The sequence below is a fragment of the Sphingopyxis sp. CCNWLW2 genome, from assembly GCF_037095755.1.
Taxonomy (GTDB): Bacteria; Pseudomonadota; Alphaproteobacteria; order Sphingomonadales; family Sphingomonadaceae; genus Sphingopyxis.
Genome location: NZ_JBAWKJ010000001.1, coordinates 2,169,486 through 2,186,745, shown reverse-complemented (window position 1 = coordinate 2,186,745; position 17,260 = coordinate 2,169,486). Strand labels below are relative to the sequence as shown.

The following is a 17,260-nucleotide window of genomic DNA, read 5'->3' as shown; positions in this document are numbered from 1 at the left end:
GCCGTCGCGACCTAGGAATTCATTGTGACAAACCGGTGTCGCTCGATGCGGATCGGGAGCGTTGCTGCGGGCGGCGGTTCCTTTCCGCATCATTAGCGATTAGGCCCATGATCCGTCACACGCCGGTTTGGGAGAGGAGGACGTCTTGCGGCAGCTCGCCAGATTCGATCTCAACCTGCTGCGGATATTCGACGCGATCTTCGTCAAGGGCGGCGTGTCGGCGGCGGCTCGCCACCTGAACCTCTCGCAGCCGGCGATCAGCCACGCCCTGACACGATTACGAACACAGTTCGACGACCCGCTCTTCGTACGGCAGGGCAATGGGCTGGTGCCAACCCCGGCGGCGCGTGCGATCGCGGGGCCGGTGCGCGAGGCATTGCGCGGGCTCGACGCGGCGCTCGACGCCGCGGCGTCATTCGACCCCGCCGAGGCGACGCGCGAGTTCCGCATCGGGGTGCGCCTGTCGGGCGAGATGCCGCGCTTCTCCTCGCTCGTCGCGCGCGTCCGGCGCGAAGCCCCGCATGTCGCGCTCGCCAGCGTGACCTTCCGCCGCCGCGACCTCGTGATCATGCTCGCGAGCGGCGACCTCGACCTCGCGCTGGATGTCGCGCTGCCCGCCGACGACCGGCTCCAGCGCCATTATCTCGGGACCGAGCCCATCGTCGTTGTCGCGCGCAAGGGGCATCCGCGCGTCGACGGCGCGATCGACCTCGATACCTATCTCGCGCTCGAACATATCATCGCGACCTCGCGGCCTTATGGTCCCGGGATCGAGGACATTGCGCTCGGCCGCATGGGCCTCGCCCGGCGCGTAGCGGTGCGCTGCCAGCACGCGATCACCGCGTGGCAGATCGTCGCCACGTCCGACATGCTGTTTTCGCTGCCGCGCTCGCATGCCGAGGTGTTGGGCGCGATGTGGCCGATGCAGCTCGTTGACCTGCCGCTGCCGGTCGAACCGGGCGGAAGCTATCTCTACTGGCATCAGGCGGCGCAGGCCGATCCGGGACTTGGCTGGCTGCGCACGATCATCGCCGACGAGCTGGCGCGGCCCGCATAGTCATTCACTTCGCGAATATCCTATATTCGCTCCTATCATTTTCCTTGATGACATGGTGCGGCTAGACTGCGGGCGAAACCCAGCGGAGAATTGCCATGACCGAGATCGAACTCGAAGCCGAACTCAACGACCTCAGAATGTCGAAGGAGGCGCAGCCGCTGTTCGACGCGGTCAAGCGCCACATCGCCGAGAATGTCGATCCGATCACCGAGGAATTTTTCCGCCTCGGTGAAGGCCGCGCCGATCGCTGGAGCTGGGCGCCGGGCCAGCTCGAACTGCTCGAAGGCGCGAAGGACAAGGCGAAGGCCGCGGGCCTGTGGAATTTCTTCCTCCCGCACGGCGACACCGGCACCCCGCTCAGCAACCTCGACTATGCCTATATCGCTGCCGAGCTCGGCAAGTCGCCGCTCGCGTCGGAATCGCTCAACTGCTCGGCGCCCGACACGGGCAATATGGAAGTGCTCGAAATGGTCGGTACGCCCGACCAGAAGGAGCGCTGGCTTAAACCCCTTTTGAACGGCGAAATCCGCTCGGCCTATGTGATGACCGAGCCCGGCGTCGCCTCGTCGGATGCGAGCAACCTCGAAACGCGCGCGCGGCTCGAAGGCGATGAGTGGGTCATCAACGGCGAGAAATATTTCATCAGCGGCGCCGGCGATCCGCGCTGCAAGATATTGATCTGCATGGTCAACACCAACCCCGAGGCGGCGCGGAAGGCGCAGCATTCACAGATCCTCGTGCCGATGGACACGCCCGGCGTGCAGGTCCTCGGCCCGATGCACGTCTTTGGCGCCGACCATGCGCCGCAGGGGCATATGCACATGCGCTTCGACAATGTCCGCGTGCCGAAGGACAATATCCTGCTCGGCGAGGGCCGCGGGTTCGAGATTTCGCAGATGCGCCTCGGGCCGGGGCGTATACATCACTGCATGCGCACGATCGGCAAGGCCGAACGCGCGCTCGACCTGATGGTCAAGCGCGGCAATTCGCGTACCGCCTTTGGCCGCCAGATCTCGCAGCTCGGCAAGAATCTGGAAGTGATCGCACGCGCCCGGATCGAGATCGAGGCGATGCGCCTGATCGTGCTCAAGGCCGCGAAGGCGATGGACCTGCTCGGCAACCGCGAAGCGCGCGTCTGGGTCAGCATGGCGAAGGCGATGGTTCCCGAACGCACCTGCCAGATCATCGACCAGGCGATCCAGATCCACGGCGCGACCGGCATCTCGCAATGGACGCCGCTTGCCGACCTTTATGCCGATGTGCGCCACCTGCGTTTCGCCGATGGTCCCGACGAGGTCCATTATATGGTGGTCGGCCGCGAGGAACTGGGACGACACTGACGGCCCCTACAGTGACGGCCGCACCTTCGCGCCCGGGATCGGGCGCCGCGAACGCTTCTGCGGACGCGGCGCCGCCCGCGCGGCATGGATGGTGTAGCCGCAGAGCAGGCCGTAGAGCGCCAGCCCCTCGACCTGCCAGAACGGCATCGTCGCCATGTTGAGCAGGAAGAAGGCGAAATGCGCCGCGAGCAGCTTGAAGCGCTCGCCGTGCGCTGAGGCGGCCGCGGTGAACATGACCGTCCACAGCGCGATCATCGCCGCCACGCCGAACCAGCCGAGTTCGTAGAGCGTCGCGATCAGTGTGTTGTGCGGATAGACCTTGAACACGCCCTCCCAGCTCTCCGGCCCCAGGCCGAACAGATGCTGGAGCGGCGTGCCCGCGGCCCAGGCATAGATATAGCTGCTCCAGATCAGCGGCCGCCCGGACATCACCTGCCGTTCGAGCAGGTCGAAGTCGCGCGGCGGTTTGATCAGCCCGGCGGGGTCCGCGAGGAAGGCGGAAAGGTCCGCGAAACTCGCGCTGTACGACAGGGCGGCGACCGAGACGAGCAGCACCCCCGCGACCATGGCCGTCACCGCCATCGGCGCGCGCTGGTCGCGCCGCACGCTCAGCGTCAGCCCGCTTAGGAAGGCCGCCAGCGCGAGCGGCGCGAACGCGAGGATCGTCGTGCGATAACCCGCGAGCAGGATGCCGATCAATGTCGCGAGCAGGAAGGCGATGCGCACCGCGCGCGGCGCCGACCGGGCGAAACAGCCGACCAGAAACCCCGTCATCATCGCGACCGAGAAGGCCGCTTCGTGATTATAGCCGCCGATCCAGACCAGCCCGTCGCCATCCTCGGACCCCTTGGGCAGGTTGAGCGCCAGCGACAGCGCCTGAAAGACGAGCAGCGGCAGAAACGAAACCATCGCCCAGCTCAGGAACCGCGCGTCGGGATCGCTGCGCAGCGCCTGGAACACCGCGAGCATGATGACGATCATATAGGCATATTTGACCGCCACGTTGATCCCGCCGGTCGCATCGCCGTTGAGCGCGGCGCTGAACAGCGCGAGCCCGACCAGCGCGTAGACGGGCAGCAGCCATTTGAGCGCCAGATTGGCCGGCCGCACCACAAAGAGCAGCCCGAACGCGGTGACCCCGATCGAAAGCAGGGCATTGCCCGAAAGCCCGCCCGCGAGCGGCTGGAACATATAGAGATGATAGGCGCCCGCCGTGTAGCGCATCCACAGCGCCACCACGACGAATGCGCCCGCGACGCTGCCCGCCCGCCGCGCCGCGATAACGAGCGCGACGAGCAGCACCGCCGTGACCGGCAGCAGGATGCCAAGCCCGAACGCCGGGCCATAAGGTAGCGCCTGCGCGGTCACGGCGCCGCCGGATCAGTCGGCATAATAAGGACGGTACGCCTTCAGGAAGGTGCCGCCATCCTCATAGCCCGCCCGCTCCTGCTCGCGCACGTCGACCAGCGTCAGCACCGCGCCCAGCATCTCGGCATGGACATCGTACAATCGCCGCAGCGCCACCGAGGCCGCCTTGGCCGGCGTCTTACGCCAGCGCACGAGGAACACCACCCCGTCGGCCATGCTCGCGATCACGCGCGCCTCGTCGACCGGCAGCACCGGCGGCGTGTCGAGGATCACGAGGTCGTACCGCCCGCGCACTTCCTCGATCAGCTCGGCCAGCCGCGGGCTTTCGGTCAACCCGACGCCTTTGGAATCGAGCCGCTGCGGCAGCAGGAAAGCGCCCGACATGCTGTCCTTGACAATCGCCTGTTCCAGCGTCGCCTGCCCCGCCAGCACTTCGTCCAGCCCCAGCTTCACGCCGTCGGCGAACTGCCGGCTGGACGCACGCCGCCGTGCGTCGGCGTCGATCAGCAGCACCTTGCCGCCCGCCGCCGCCACCGCGCGGGCCAGCCCCATCGCGGTGGTGGTCTTGCCTTCGCCCGGCACCGCCGAGGTGATCGCGACGACGCGGATCGGGCCCGCCGCCTCGGCGAACTGGATCGACGTACGGAGCGTGCGGAAGGCTTCGGCATAGGTCGATTGGGGCCGCTTGAGCAGCAGCTCCGCCGGGGGCGCCGGCGGACCCAGCTTGCGATAGCCGGGCAGCGTGTTGGCGTCGGGGATCGAAGCGAGCGTCGACAGCCCCAGCATTTCCTCGATCGCATCGCTCGTTTCGATGCCGCGTTCGAGCAGCTGGAGCAGGACAACGAGCAGCACGCCGATGCCGAGCCCGCCGACCACGGCCATCGCCGCATAGATCAGCATGTTCGGCGAACTCGGCGCGCCGGGAACGCGCGCGCGGCTGACGACATAGGCATCGCTGCGCTCCAGCCCCGATTGCGCGACCGTCTGGCGATAGCGATCGAGGAACGCCTGATAGAGCGTCCGCGCCGATTCGGCGTTGCGCTCCAGCTCGTTCAGCCGCACCGATGCCGCATTGTCGCTGGCGAGCTTACCCTCGGACTGCGCCACCGACCCCGCGAGCGAACCCGCGCGCTGGTTGGCGATACTCGCCTGGATCGCGACGTTGGAGACGATGCGCTGCACCTCGGCCGCGATCTGCTGATCGGCGACGCGGAGCTGGCTCTGCGCGCGAACGAGATCGGGATGCCGGGGGCCATAGCGTTTTTCGAGCGCCCCGACCTCGCGCGCCACCTCGGCGCGCTGGGCGCGCAGCTGGCTGACCACGGGGGAATCGAGCGAATCGCCAAGCTCCTCGCCAGTCCGCCCGCCGCTCAGTTGCGCGCGCGCGGCCGAAAGGCGCGCCTGCGCCGCGGCATTTTCGGCCTTGGCTTGGGCAAGCTGGGTCGACAGCCCCGACAGCTCCTGCTGCGTCACACTGCTCGCTTCGGAGACCGCGAAAAGATTGTGCGCGGCGCGATAATCGGCGACCGCGCGCTCGGCGCCGACCACTTGCGCGCGAAGATCCTGAAGGCGCTCTTCGAGGAATCCGCGCGCGCGATGCGTCGCCTCGGTCTTCGATCCGACCTGCCCCGATACATAATCGTCGACTAGCGCATTGGCGATCTGCGCCGACTGCACCGGCGTGGCGCCCTCGAACGAGACGCTGATCGCATAGGATAGCCCGTCGCGCTTCACCGTCAGCCCGCCCAGCAGCGTACCGATCGCGCGCTGGCGCCCGATCAGGTCGGGCTGCGCGGTCGGCTGGCCCTGTCCGGCGGCCTCGTTGAACGCCGGGTCGCGTTCGAGCTTCAGCCGATCGACCACGCGCCCGATGAGCTCGGGCGAGCGCAAGACCTGCACCTCGGTATCGACCGCTGCCGAATCGGGATCGGTCGTGGGGATCACCGAATCGACCTTGATGACCTGCTCCGCCGTCCGTTCCAGCGCGACCTGCGCGGTGGCGAGGTAGCGCGGTTCGGCGGCGAGATAGGCGGCCGCGGCGATCACGATCGCCGCGGCCATCGCCGCACATAAGATCATCCATCGCCGGCGCAGCACACCGCCGACCCGGCGCAGGTCGATCAGCGCGCCGCGATCGACCTCAGGGTCCGCTTCCCGGCCGCGCGGAATATGCCGTGTTACTGCGTCCATATTATGCGGCAGCCAGAAAGGCACGCACCGCGGGCGCGATGTCAGGACGGGCGAGCGCGAGCGCGAGCGTCGCGGTCACAAAGCCGCTCTTGTCGCCGCAATCATAACGCTGACCTTGAAAGGTGACGCCGTGGAACGGCTGCTGGCCGATCATCCGCGCCAGTGCGTCGGTGAGCTGGATCTCGCCGCCCGCACCTTCCTCCTGGCTGCCGAGGACGTTCATCACCTCGGGTTGGAGAATGTAGCGGCCGATGACGGCCAGCCGCGACGGCGCGACGTCCGGCGCCGGCTTCTCGACCAGTCCCCGGACCTCGGTAATCGCCCCGGCGCTCGCACCCGGCGTGACGATGCCATATTTTTGCGTGTCCGCAGCGGCGACTTCCTCGGTGCAGATCAGATTGCCGCCAAGATCGGCATAGGCCTCGACCATCTGCTTGAGGCAGCCGGGTTCGCCGACCATCAGATCGTCGGGCAGCAGCACCGCGAAGGGTTCGTCGCCGACGAGGCGGCGGGCGCACCACACGGCATGGCCCAGCCCGAGCGGCTCCTGCTGCCGCACGATGTTGATGTCGCCCGGCGGGGGACGGGTGCCGTCGAGCGCGGAAAGCGACTTGCCGCGCCGGGCCATCGCTTCCTCAAGCTCGAAGGCATGGTCGAAATGATCCTCGATCAGGCTCTTGCCGCGGCTGGTCACGAAAATGAACTGCTCGATGCCCGCCTCGCGGGCCTCATCGACCGCATATTGGATGAGCGGCCGATCGACGACCGGCAGCATTTCCTTAGGCATCGACTTGGTCGCCGGAAGGAACCGGGTTCCAAGGCCGCCGATGGGGAACACGGCCTTGCGTATTTTTCGCATTTTTTCACCCTTTTCTGGTCGCTGGGTTCCCCCCCAATTAACCAGCATTGGATCGGCAGGCACGATCGCCGCGTACTGCCGGGGAGCGACCTGCGCCTTTACGCTGCATTGCAGCAAGAGCCCGGCGTCGAAGCGTGTGCAAAGTGCGCCAGGCCATTCAGAGCTTTGGAGGTGTTCCGGCAAAGGACACTCCGCCCGGCACCGAACCGCCGCCGCGCGAGCGGACCAGCGGTGTGCCCGGCGGAACCTGGATATCGTGCGAGCCGATGATGATTTTCGCCGGCCCATGATGCACGTCAAAGATCGGCCAGCCCCGGGCGCTCTTCACCACCAGATGCTCGATATGGATGATCAGCGGCTCGCTTGCGCCTTTCGCCGCCATGATCGTGAAATGGTTGGTGTCGCCGATCCCCCCGACCTTGACGGGATCGACGCTGGTGAGCCGCGTCGCGCGGATGCTCGACCAGAGCCGGAAGTTGCGCGCGTTGCGGCCGCTGATGCAATCGTCGAGCAAAGTCTCGGTCGACTTCAGGTCGAACCCGCCGTCGCTATTATCCCATGCGGCGCATTGGCGGAACAGGATCCGCGCATTGCCGCGTTCGGTCGAGAAACCGTCGCCGTTCCAATATTGCCTGGCCTTGCGCTGCCATTGAAAGCCGCGCATGGAGCAGCGCTCGACCCGGAAGTCGTGCGCCGTGCCGTCGAAGGCGATGCCCACGGGCAGGTCGGTCGCGCCCGTCGTCCGCATGCCGCTCGCGCTGACATCCTCGATCACCCCGTCATGGCTGTCATACCGGATTCGCGCGAAGCTGCGTTCGAGATTGCTCGCCTTCGCCCCCCGGACGCGAAGCCCGACGCTGCCCGCCCCCGCCCGTTCGGGTGCCGCCTTGTTCTCGATCACCCGGTAGCCGCCCTCCACCCGGATATCGGCGATCTGCACATTTCGCACCGGTTCGCGGATCACGAACAGGCCGTTGCCGACGTCGCGCGCGCGCACGCCGCGATAGACGGCGCCCGACTCCACGAAATAGACCGGTTCGCCCCCTGCATTGATCTGAACCGGCTTGGCGGCGAAACGAGAGGATGGGTCGTCCATGCCGCCGCGCTAATCGGAGCGCACCGATCAAGGCCAGCGCGATGCGGCGCGGCGTGGCGCGTCCGGGGTCAGTGCAGCGCGGGCGCCGCTCCACCCAAATCGTCGCCGCCGTCGCGCGCGGACGCACGCGCAAAACCGGCCAAAGGCTGGCGACAAACGTGCCGCGTCCGGCTGAATCGCCGGAAACCAGCTTCGCCGTGATCGATGTTGAGCGTCATGCCCGCATCGGCCTTCGCCGCGGACGGAATTCGCCCGTCGATCGCGATCGCCGCAGACAGCGTATGTTCGAGCACATGGCGGCGCTCCGCAGCATCGCGGCCGAAATACGTGATGGCGAGCGGCGGCGGTCGCCGATGGATCGTGGCGATCGCATCCTCGATCCGCGCATAATTGCGCAGCGGCAGGATCGGCCCCCGAAACTCCTCCTGCATCACCAGCATGTCTTCGCTGGCGTGGCGAATGATGTGGAGCGGCATTCCCGCCCCGCGCGGCTCCGCCGTCATCACCTCGCCTCCGCGCGCGCGCGCGTTATCCAATAGCCGCGCCAGCCGTTGCTGTTCGGCGCCCGGCAGCGCCGCTTCGTTCGCCCCGGGCTGCATCGCGGCGCGCCACAGCCAGGACGCAATCGCCTCTTCCTGCTCTTCGGGCACGAGAAGATAGTCGGGCGCGAGCGGTGCGCTTCCGCCCTTGAGGCGCTTGCGTGCGATCACATTGTCGGCCGCCTTGGCAAAATCGGCCGAGCGTCCGAGGATGACCGGCGACGGGCCCGAGCGCGCAATCATAACCCCATCACCTTCCTGCGGTTCGCTTGTCACCAGCAGGTCGAACGGCTGCTGTGCAAAGTCGCCATCGGACGCGACCGCCAGTTCGAGCGGATCGAAGAAATCGGGCGCGAGTTCGCCGATCAGCCGGCTCAACTGCTCCGAGGCCGCGTCGAATTTCAACGTCACCCGGTTGCCTGCGGCGAGCGCCCCCGCGAGGATGCCCGCCGTCCGGAGCAGCGGCAGCGACGCCGGCGCCGCGATGCCGATCACCCCGACCGGCAGATATTCCACATAGTCGCCGGCCCCGCGCAGCCGCGCGAGCAGGCTGCGCCCGCCTTTGGGGCGCATCCAGCGGCCCACTCCGTCGATCGCTGTCCGCAGCGCCGCCAGCGCCGGCGCCACTTCGATAAGCCTGGCGGAGTCCGAATCCTGATTCGGCTGGTCGGCGGCGAGGGCGTCGCACAGCGCGTCGGCGTTTTTTTCGATCATCAGCATCGCACGCCGCAGCCGGTCGCGGCGAAGGGCCAACGACACCGGCAAGTCGGCGAAAAATGCCCCACGTTGCGCTTCCAGCATCTCACCCTTCCCGCATTTTATCCCGTCCAGCTTCTACTCCGACGCTGACCCGTGGCAAGTTCAAGTCGAAGCGTTTCGTCGCATTGCAGCCAATTCGGCTGGCCGTCGTTTAGGCAAAGCCTCGAATTATCCGCTTCTAAACTATCGCATTTTTTCTCCCTGTCCCGTTCTGGGTCGGGATTTTGGGAACGATCATTTCGCCTTTCAATTGCCTCCGCTCAAAGCTGGCAAGTTGACCGTTAACCGTTGCGACGCGATTGTTCGCACGTGCAGCAAAAAGCCGACTTCATATAAAAAGGGAGCAACGCGTAATGCGTATCGTAATGATCGGGTCCGGCTATGTCGGGCTCGTTTCGGGCGCGTGTTTTGCCGATTTCGGCCATCATGTGACCTGCGTCGACAAGGACGCGAACAAGATCGCCCGCCTGCAGGCCGGCGGCATCCCCATCTATGAGCCCGGTCTCGACGATCTGGTCGCGCGCAACGTCGCGGCGGGCAATCTCGCCTTCACCACCGAACTGTCCGAGGCCGTTGGCGCCGCCGATGTCGTGTTCATCGCGGTCGGCACCCCCAGCCGCCGCGGCGACGGCCACGCCGACCTGTCCTATGTCCACGACGCGGCGCGCGAGATCGCCGGCGCGCTCTCCGGCTTCACCGTGATCGTCACCAAATCGACCGTGCCCGTCGGCACCGGCGACGAGGTCGAGCGCATCATCCGCGAGTGCAACCCGGCGGCCGAATTCGCCGTCGCCTCCAACCCCGAATTCCTGCGCGAAGGTGCCGCGATCGAGGATTTCAAGCGCCCCGACCGCGTCGTGATCGGTATCGAGGACGAACGCGCGCGCGCGCCGATGGAAGAAGTCTATCGCCCGCTTTCGCTCAACAAGGCGCCGATCGTATTCACCAGCCGCCGCACCAGCGAGCTGATCAAATATGCCGCCAACGCCTTCCTCGCGATGAAGATCACCTACATCAACGAGATGGCGGACCTGTGCGAACAGGTCGGCGCGGACGTCCAGGAGGTCGCCAGCGGCATCGGGCTCGACAACCGGATCGGCGCGAAGTTCCTGAATGCCGGCCCCGGCTATGGCGGCTCCTGCTTCCCAAAGGACACGCTCGCGCTGATGAAGACCGCGCAGGATCACGACGCGCCGCTGCGGCTGATCGAGGCGACCGTCGCGGTGAACGAACAGCGCAAGCGCGCGATGGGCCGCAAGGTCATCGCCGCGATGAACGGGCAGGTGCGCGGCCGCACCGTCGCGGTGCTCGGCCTGACCTTCAAACCCAACACCGACGATATGCGCGACGCGCCGTCGATCGCGATCATCCAGACGCTGCAGGATGCCGGCGCCAAGGTCCGCGCCTACGATCCCGAAGGCATGGACGCGGCGAAAGCGGTGCTGACCGACGTCGAATATGCATCCTCCGCCTATGCCGCCGCCGAAGGCGCGGCGGCGACAGTGATCGTCACCGAATGGGACGCGTTCCGCGCGCTCGACCTTAAGCGCCTGAAGGCCGCGATGGCCGAACCGGTGCTTGTTGACCTCCGCAACATCTATCCGCCCGCGCGGGCCGAGGAAGCGGGCCTGCGCTATGTCGGCATCGGCCGGCCGGGCCAGCCCGCGGGCGAAGCCGAAGCCGCAGACGAGAGGCACGCCGCATGACCGACGACAGCCCCATCCTGGTAACCGGCGCCGCCGGCTTCATCGGCCATGCGGTGTCCGAACGGCTCCTCGCGCGCGGCGAACGCGTACTCGGGCTCGACAATTTCACCGACTACTACGACGTCGCGCTCAAGAAGGCGCGCACCGCGCGGCTGGTCGATAATTTCAGTTTCCGGCTGATCGATGGCGACATCGCCAGCCCCGGGTTGATCAGCGAGCTGGTCGAGGCGAACGGCATCCGCCGCATCGTCCACCTCGCCGCGCAGGCGGGGGTGCGCTACAGCCTCGAAAACCCCTTCGCCTATGAGCATAGCAACCTCAAAGGGCATCTCGCGGTGCTCGAGGCCGCGCGCCACGCAGGCAACATTGAGCATCTCGTCTACGCCTCGTCGAGTTCGGTCTATGGCGACCGCCCGCTCGGCGGCACGGGCTTTCGCGAGGACGAGCCCTGCACCGCGCCGGTCTCGCTCTATGCGGCGACCAAGCGCAGCTGCGAGCTGATGAGCGAAAGCTATGCCAAGCTCTATCACCTGCCGCTCAGCGGCCTGCGCTTCTTCACCGTCTATGGACCCTGGGGCCGGCCCGACATGGCCTATTATGGTTTCGCGCAGAAGATCCTGCTCGGCCAGCCGATCGAGGTGTTCGGCGAAGGCCGGATGGCGCGCGATTTCACCTATATCGACGATATCGTCGACGGCGTCGTCGGTGTGCTAGACCGGCCGCCGGCGGGCGGCGAGAACCGGCTGCTCAACATCGGCGACTGCAATCCCGTCGGGCTGATGGACATGATCGCGGTACTCGAACGCGCGCTCGGCCGGCCCGCGATCAAGCTGATGCGGCCGATGCAGCCGGGCGACGTGACCGCGACCTACGCCGACATCTCGGCGATCAACGCGCTCACCGGATACAGCCCCAAGGTCCCGCTTGCCCGCGGGATCGAGCGGTTCGTCGACTGGTATCTGGGCGAAATAGAAAATGGTGGAAGAGGGCCGATGGCAGCGGTGGCCTGAACCGGAAAATCCGGCCGGGCGCTAATGGAGTTGAATATGCTGCAACGGACAAGTCTGTCTTCCAGCGCCCCCGCGGGCGCGCCTATCATCTGCGTGACCGGCCTTCGCGGCTTTCCGCATGTGATGGGCGGGATCGAAAGCCATTGCGAGGAGCTTCTCCCGCGGATCAAGGCGATCTGGCCCGATCATCGGTCGGTCGTGCTCGGCCGCGCGCCCTATCTGCCCGAGCCGGTGGGCGAGCATCGCGGTGTCGAGATCGTCGGTATCCCCTGCCCGCGCTCGCAAAATCTCGAGGCGGTGGTGTCGACGTTGCTCGCGGTCCTTTCCGCCCGCAAGCGCGGCGCCGGGCTGATCCATATCCATGCGATCGGCCCCGGTTTGCTCGCGCCGCTGGCCCGGCTGCTCGGTCTGAAGGTGGTGGTGACGCACCACGGCACCGATTATCACCGCGCCAAATGGGGCCTCGCCGCGCGCACCGCGCTGCGCGCCGGCGAGTGGCTAGCGCTGAGTTTCGCCAACCGGGTGATCGCCGTCTCGCCCTCGCTCGCCGCGCAGCTGCGGCAGAGCTTCCCGAAACGCGCGCACGCGATCTCCTACATTCCCAACGGCACGTCCGACCTGCCCGGCGACGCCGATCCGGCGCTCGTGCTCGAACGGCTGGGGCTCGAGGACGGCGATTTCCTCCTCGCGGTCGCGCGGCTCGTTCCCGAAAAGGGCCTGCACGACCTGATCGACGCGCATGAGCGGTCGAACTGTACGGCGAAGCTCGTCATCGCGGGTTCGGCCGATCACGAAAGCGAATATGCGCGCGACCTGCTCGCGCGCGCCAGCGACCGCGTGATCTTTGCCGGCGTCCAGTCACGCGCGACGCTGAAGTGCCTCTACGAGCATTGCGCGCTGTTCGTGATGCCCTCCTATCACGAGGGCCTGCCGATCGCGGCGCTCGAGGCGGCGAGCTGCGGCGCGCGGATGCTGCTGAGCGACATCTCCGCCAATCTCGACATTGGGCTCGACGCGCCGAACTATTTCCCGGTTGGCGATGTCGCGGCGCTCACCGAACGGCTGAACGCCGATTGCGCGGAATTTCAGATCGATCGCGACGCCGTGCGCGCGCGCTTCAGCTGGGACAAGGCGGCGGAGGACACGCTCGACGTCTATCGCGCCACGCTTGCGCCGGGCCGGACGGCGCCGCGCGCGCCCAATTATTCCGACGCGGTGGAAGCTTAGGCGCCGAGCCGGGCGAGGACTTTCGCCCGGTCCGCCGTATCGATCGGCCCGCTCACTTCAATACCCGCGCCGGTCCGCGTCGCGCGCGCGATCCGCGGGTGCCACGCGTTCTTGCGCCACTCCCAGCTGCGAATTCGCCAGCGCCCCGGCCCGTCGGAATCGATCGCCAGCGTCGGCCGTCCCGTCTTTTCGGACCCGGAGCCGGCATCTTTTACGTTACATGCACTGCCCGCGGCCGCGGCGGCCATCGAAGTCAGAAGTGTTCGTCGATCCATTGCCATATCCTATAGCTAGGGCGCGGCGATCTTTTCGGGCACTGTCTGAAGCGCGCGCGGCGTGCTGCCCCCGGCCACGCGCTTGATCATCGCCTTGCCCAGCCGCTGCCCGGGCAGCTCGACCAACCTGTAGGTCACAAAAGCAAGGGCATAGGTCACCGGAACCACGATCGCTCCGGTCAAGGCGAACCGCCCGGCGGCGCCGAGCCCGGTGCCGAATTGTCCGATGACCGCCGCCGCGACTGGCTGCAGGATCAGCAGGTGGATCAGATAGGTGCCATAGGACAGCTCGCCCAGCCAATAGAAGGGGCGGCTGCCGAACAGGCGCGAAACCCAGCCGATCACACCGAGCGAACGCCAATGAACCAGCGCGAAAAAGCCGAACACGAGCAGCTCGCGCACCGCGAAATGGAGCAGGTCCTGATCGCCCCCGATCGGGATCGCGGCGAGCAGCATCGCGGCGCCAAGGCGCATCCATAGCCGCGCAAGGCTCTCCCCCGGATCGGCGGCGATCAGCATGCCGGCGAGGAAAAGCTGGAGCTTCAACGGCAGGAAGGACGGCATCGGATAGTCGAGCCCCGCCGCCCCGGCGATCAACGCGATGGCCACACCGCCCCCCGCCGCGACCAGTGCCGCGGGGATCCAGCCGATCCGCCGTCCGAGCAGGATGAGGAAGGGAAAGAGCAGGTAGAATTGCATTTCGAGCCCGAGGCTCCAGTCGGGCAGCGGGGTGCGAAAAGCGTATTCGGGCAGCGCTCCGAACAGGAAGGTCAGATGCATCACGATATTGGTGAGGCCCCCGTCGGTATAGCGCTCGGCGGGCTGAAGCGCTTGCCCGAGGAAGCTGTCGATCGCGACGCGGTCTGCATAAATCGACGGCCCCGCGATCAGCGCCGCCGCGAGCGTCACATAAAAAAGCGGTGCCAGCCGGAAAAAGCGGCGCGTCCAGAAAGCCGCCCAGGTGCCGGGCGCATCCCAGTCCTCACTGCCCGCGCGCAGCCGGTACTGATACATCATCAGGAAGCCCGAGAGCAGGATGAACAGGTCGACGCCGAGGTCGGGCTTGCCGATCAGCGGCAAGCGGAAACCGGTCAGGATCATCATATGCCCGATGAGCACCCAGAGGGCCGCGACGCCGCGCAGGCCATCCAGACACTCGACTCGCCGAATGTCCATTAAATACCTCCGCAAAATCGTCCGTCGATGTTCGCCCTGATAGACGCCTCGCGGCGCGAAACCCCTTTAAATCGGCCAGTTGCCCCTGCGGGACGATGAAGCGGGCAAGCCTGTGTGCACCGCAACAAATGCCCGTGGTAGGAGTTCTCCAGAGGCGAATTCCGCCCGAAACTCCAGCGAGGAACCATGCTGCACCGAAAGCGGATTTTATTCGCGATCAACTCGCTCGCGGGGGGCGGCGCCGAGCGCGTCCTCGCCACGCTGCTCGGCGGTTCCGAGCCCTGGCGCGCGCGCTACGACATCCATCTCGCGCTGCTCGACGACGAGCCGCGCGCCTATGACGTACCCGAATGGGTCGAGGTTCATCAGCTCGATGCCCGGCACAAATTGCTGTCGAGCCTGATCCAGCTGCGCGCGCTCGTCGGACGCGTGTCGCCCGATGCGACGCTCAGTTTCCTGACCCGCGCCAATATCGCCAATGCCTGGGCGATGGCGGGGCGCGGCCGGCCCTGGCTGATCAGCGAGCGGGTCAACACCAGCGCCCATCTGGGCAGTGCGCGCGCCGCCAAGGCGATGGTCCGCATCGTCTATCCGCGCGCCGCGCATGTCATCGCGGTGTCCGAAGGCGTGGTCGACGATCTTGCCGCCAATTTCGGCGTCGCGCGCGCGCGCATGTCGGCGATCGCCAATCCGGTCGACCATCGGCGCATCGCCGAGCTTGCGGCCGAGCCGCCTGCCTTCGTGCCTGCCGATCGCTATATCGTCTCGGCCGGACGGCTCATGCCGAACAAGAATTTTCCGCTCCTTCTGCGCGCCTATGCGCAGGCCTCGCCGCGCGAACGCCTCGTCATCCTGGGCGAAGGCCCGGAGCGCGGAGCGCTCGAAGCGCTCGCCGCCTCGCTCGGGATTGCCGACCGGGTCGACATGCCCGGCTTCGTCGCCAACCCCTTCGCGGTGGTCGCGCGCGCGCAAGCTTACGCGATGCCCTCCAATGCCGAGGGTTTCCCCAACGGCCTCGTCGAGGCGATGGCGTGCGGGGTCCCTGTCGTCGCGACCAATTGCGCGTCGGGCCCATCCGAAATTCTGGCCGGCCGGTCGCGCGATACGATCAGCGGCAGGATCGATGTCGATTCCGGTGCGTTGGTGCCGACCGATGACGTCGAAGCCTTTGCCGCAGCACTCGTCGACGTGCTCGCCGAGCCGCGCCGCAGCGCTTGCGGCGCGCGGGCGCGCGACCGCTCGCTGGCGTACGGCGTCGAACAGGCGGCCGCAAATTACTGGACACAGATCGAGGCGGTGCTGCGCGCGCCGTCCGCCGCGTCCCAAATCGAAGACATATCAGCATATCGTCCGGGAGTAAGTTCATGAAATGGCATAGGCAAATCGCACTGGCGGGGGCGCTGATGGCGCTCAGCGGGTGCGCCGGGCAAACCCCGCTCGCGGGCAGCGGCGCCGCGCCGCCTCCCGCCACGGCTTTCGTCCTTTCGCCCGGCGACAAGATCAAGGTCGCGACCTATGGCGAAGAAAAACTCACTGGCGATTTCGAGGTTTCGCCCGCCGGCACGATCGCCTTCCCGCTGATCGGCGAGGTCAAGGCGGCGGGGCTCCAGACCGAAGAATTATCCAAGGCGATCGAGGCAAAGCTCGGCGACGGCTATCTGCTCGAACCACAGGTTTCGGTACAGGTCGCCAATTTCCGCCCCGTCTACATACTCGGCGAAGTGAACAAGCCCGGCGAATATCCCTATACGCAGGGCCTCACCATCCGCGGTGCTGTCGCGAAAGCCGACGGCTTCACCTATCGCGCCAACGAGAAACGCGTCTTCCTGAAGCGCGCGGGCGAGGCCGGCGAGCAGGAATATCCGATGAGCGCCGATTTCGCCGTGCTCCCCGGCGACACGATCCGCTTCGGCGAGCGCTATTTCTGATGAATATGGCCACTGCATCGCTGACGCCCGTGCCGGCGTTCGAAGAGCCCGCGTCCGACGAGGCGGGCAAGCCGCACCGGCGCGGCTGCCCGGTGAGCTTCGCTAAATTGAAGGCGTTGCTCGCCGCCGATCTCTATCGCTATGCCGGGCGTGTCAGCTTCGGCGCGTTCGCCAAACATTATGCCTTCACCCCCGGCTATAAGTATACGGTGCTGATGCGCACGGCGGGCTGGCTCAAGCTCAAGCCTGCCAAGGCTTTCGGCCTCTACCCTTTCGCCAAATGGCTGCTGCTGCGCGCGCGCTACAAATATGGCTTCGCGATCCCCGAATATATGGAGATCGGGCCCGGCCTGTTCCTCAACCGCTTCGGTGGCTTCTATTTTCACGGCGACACGGTGCTGGGCAGCAACGTCAACATCACGCACGGCGTCGTGCTCGGCTATATGAATCGCGGCAGCCGGCGCGGCGCACCGATGATCGGCGATCGCACCTTCCTGGGGTCGGGCGCCAAGGTGATCGGCGGCATTCATGTCGGCGCCGAGGCGGCGATCGGCGCCAATGCGGTGGTAACGAAGGATGTGCCCGAGCGCGGCGTCGTCGGCGGCATCCCTGCGAAGCTGCTCTCCGATCAGGGATCCGACGGCTATATCAACCGCCTTGCGCCGCCCGAACTGCTCGCGGCGTGCGAGGGCGCGCTCTACGGATCGCGCACAAAGCCCGGCTGATCGGG

15 protein-coding genes are annotated in these 17,260 nt (G+C 66.7%); 8 read left to right on the top strand and 7 right to left on the bottom strand.

Annotation, left to right across the window (positions count from 1 at the left end):
• Positions 1-145 precede the first annotated feature (145 nt).
• Both V8J55_RS10450 and V8J55_RS10445 read left to right on the top strand, forming a co-directional pair.
• Entirely contained in the window at positions 146-1,057 is a 912-nt protein-coding gene (locus V8J55_RS10450; RefSeq protein ID WP_336445534.1) for a LysR family transcriptional regulator, read from the top strand.
• A gap of 95 nt (positions 1,058-1,152) precedes the next feature.
• Positions 1,153-2,397 (top strand): acyl-CoA dehydrogenase family protein, encoded by a 1,245-nt coding sequence (locus V8J55_RS10445; protein WP_336445533.1) that lies wholly within the window; start codon positions 1,153-1,155, stop codon positions 2,395-2,397.
• 6 nt (positions 2,398-2,403) lie between these two features.
• Here V8J55_RS10445 and V8J55_RS10440 read toward each other — a convergent pair whose 3' ends face one another.
• The 5 genes from V8J55_RS10440 to V8J55_RS10420 form a co-directional block, all read right to left on the bottom strand.
• Positions 2,404-3,765, bottom strand: a complete 1,362-nt coding sequence (locus tag V8J55_RS10440; protein ID WP_336445532.1) for a hypothetical protein — start codon at positions 3,763-3,765, stop codon at positions 2,404-2,406.
• 12 nt (positions 3,766-3,777) lie between these two features.
• Entirely contained in the window at positions 3,778-5,955 is a 2,178-nt protein-coding gene (locus V8J55_RS10435; RefSeq protein ID WP_336445531.1) for a GumC family protein, read from the bottom strand.
• Position 5,956: 1 nt separating this feature from the next.
• A complete protein-coding gene (locus tag V8J55_RS10430; protein ID WP_336445530.1) occupies positions 5,957-6,814 on the bottom strand; it encodes a UTP--glucose-1-phosphate uridylyltransferase in 858 nt (285 codons plus the stop codon).
• Positions 6,815-6,971: 157 nt separating this feature from the next.
• Entirely contained in the window at positions 6,972-7,910 is a 939-nt protein-coding gene (locus V8J55_RS10425; RefSeq protein ID WP_336445529.1) for a hypothetical protein, read from the bottom strand.
• 68 nt (positions 7,911-7,978) lie between these two features.
• On the bottom strand, positions 7,979-9,250 hold the full coding sequence (locus V8J55_RS10420; protein WP_336445528.1) for an aldehyde dehydrogenase family protein: 1,272 nt from the start codon (positions 9,248-9,250) through the stop codon (positions 7,979-7,981).
• Between the two features lie 311 nt (positions 9,251-9,561).
• On the opposite strand from V8J55_RS10420, the gene V8J55_RS10415 reads away from it, so the two are divergent.
• Genes V8J55_RS10415 through V8J55_RS10405 form a run of 3 tightly spaced genes read left to right on the top strand, consistent with a single transcriptional unit; the run spans position 9,562 to position 13,151 of the window.
• Complete coding sequence (locus tag V8J55_RS10415; RefSeq protein WP_336445527.1) at positions 9,562-10,914, top strand: UDP-glucose dehydrogenase family protein; 1,353 nt, start codon at positions 9,562-9,564, stop codon at positions 10,912-10,914.
• Positions 10,911-11,924: an NAD-dependent epimerase/dehydratase family protein gene (locus V8J55_RS10410; protein ID WP_336445526.1), complete on the top strand. Its 1,014-nt coding sequence runs from the start codon at positions 10,911-10,913 to the stop codon at positions 11,922-11,924. The genes V8J55_RS10415 and V8J55_RS10410 overlap by 4 nt, the downstream gene beginning before the upstream one ends.
• A gap of 36 nt (positions 11,925-11,960) precedes the next feature.
• The gene (locus V8J55_RS10405) at positions 11,961-13,151 is read left to right on the top strand and encodes a glycosyltransferase family 4 protein (RefSeq protein ID WP_336445525.1); all 1,191 of its coding nucleotides are present in this window, start codon (positions 11,961-11,963) and stop codon (positions 13,149-13,151) included.
• On the opposite strand, the gene V8J55_RS10400 is transcribed toward V8J55_RS10405, so the two are convergent.
• Both V8J55_RS10400 and V8J55_RS10395 read right to left on the bottom strand, forming a co-directional pair.
• Positions 13,148-13,426, bottom strand: coding sequence for a hypothetical protein (locus tag V8J55_RS10400; protein ID WP_336445524.1), 279 nt, complete (start codon positions 13,424-13,426; stop codon positions 13,148-13,150). The genes V8J55_RS10405 and V8J55_RS10400 overlap by 4 nt on opposite strands.
• Positions 13,427-13,441: 15 nt before the next feature.
• Positions 13,442-14,602 carry an acyltransferase family protein gene (locus tag V8J55_RS10395; RefSeq protein ID WP_336445523.1) on the bottom strand — a complete coding sequence of 387 codons (1,161 nt, stop codon included), beginning with the start codon at positions 14,600-14,602 and terminating at the stop codon, positions 13,442-13,444.
• A gap of 186 nt (positions 14,603-14,788) precedes the next feature.
• Between V8J55_RS10395 and V8J55_RS10390 the strand changes: the two genes are divergently transcribed.
• The 3 genes from V8J55_RS10390 to V8J55_RS10380 are packed head-to-tail and all read left to right on the top strand — an operon-like array spanning position 14,789 to position 17,255.
• Positions 14,789-15,970, top strand: coding sequence for a glycosyltransferase (locus tag V8J55_RS10390; protein WP_336445522.1), 1,182 nt, complete (start codon positions 14,789-14,791; stop codon positions 15,968-15,970).
• A complete protein-coding gene (locus tag V8J55_RS10385; RefSeq protein ID WP_336445521.1) occupies positions 15,967-16,530 on the top strand; it encodes a polysaccharide biosynthesis/export family protein in 564 nt (187 codons plus the stop codon). Before V8J55_RS10390 ends, V8J55_RS10385 begins: the two co-directional genes overlap by 4 nt.
• Entirely contained in the window at positions 16,530-17,255 is a 726-nt protein-coding gene (locus V8J55_RS10380; RefSeq protein WP_336445520.1) for a serine acetyltransferase, read from the top strand. The genes V8J55_RS10385 and V8J55_RS10380 overlap by 1 nt, the downstream gene beginning before the upstream one ends.
• Positions 17,256-17,260: the final 5 nt, after the last annotated feature.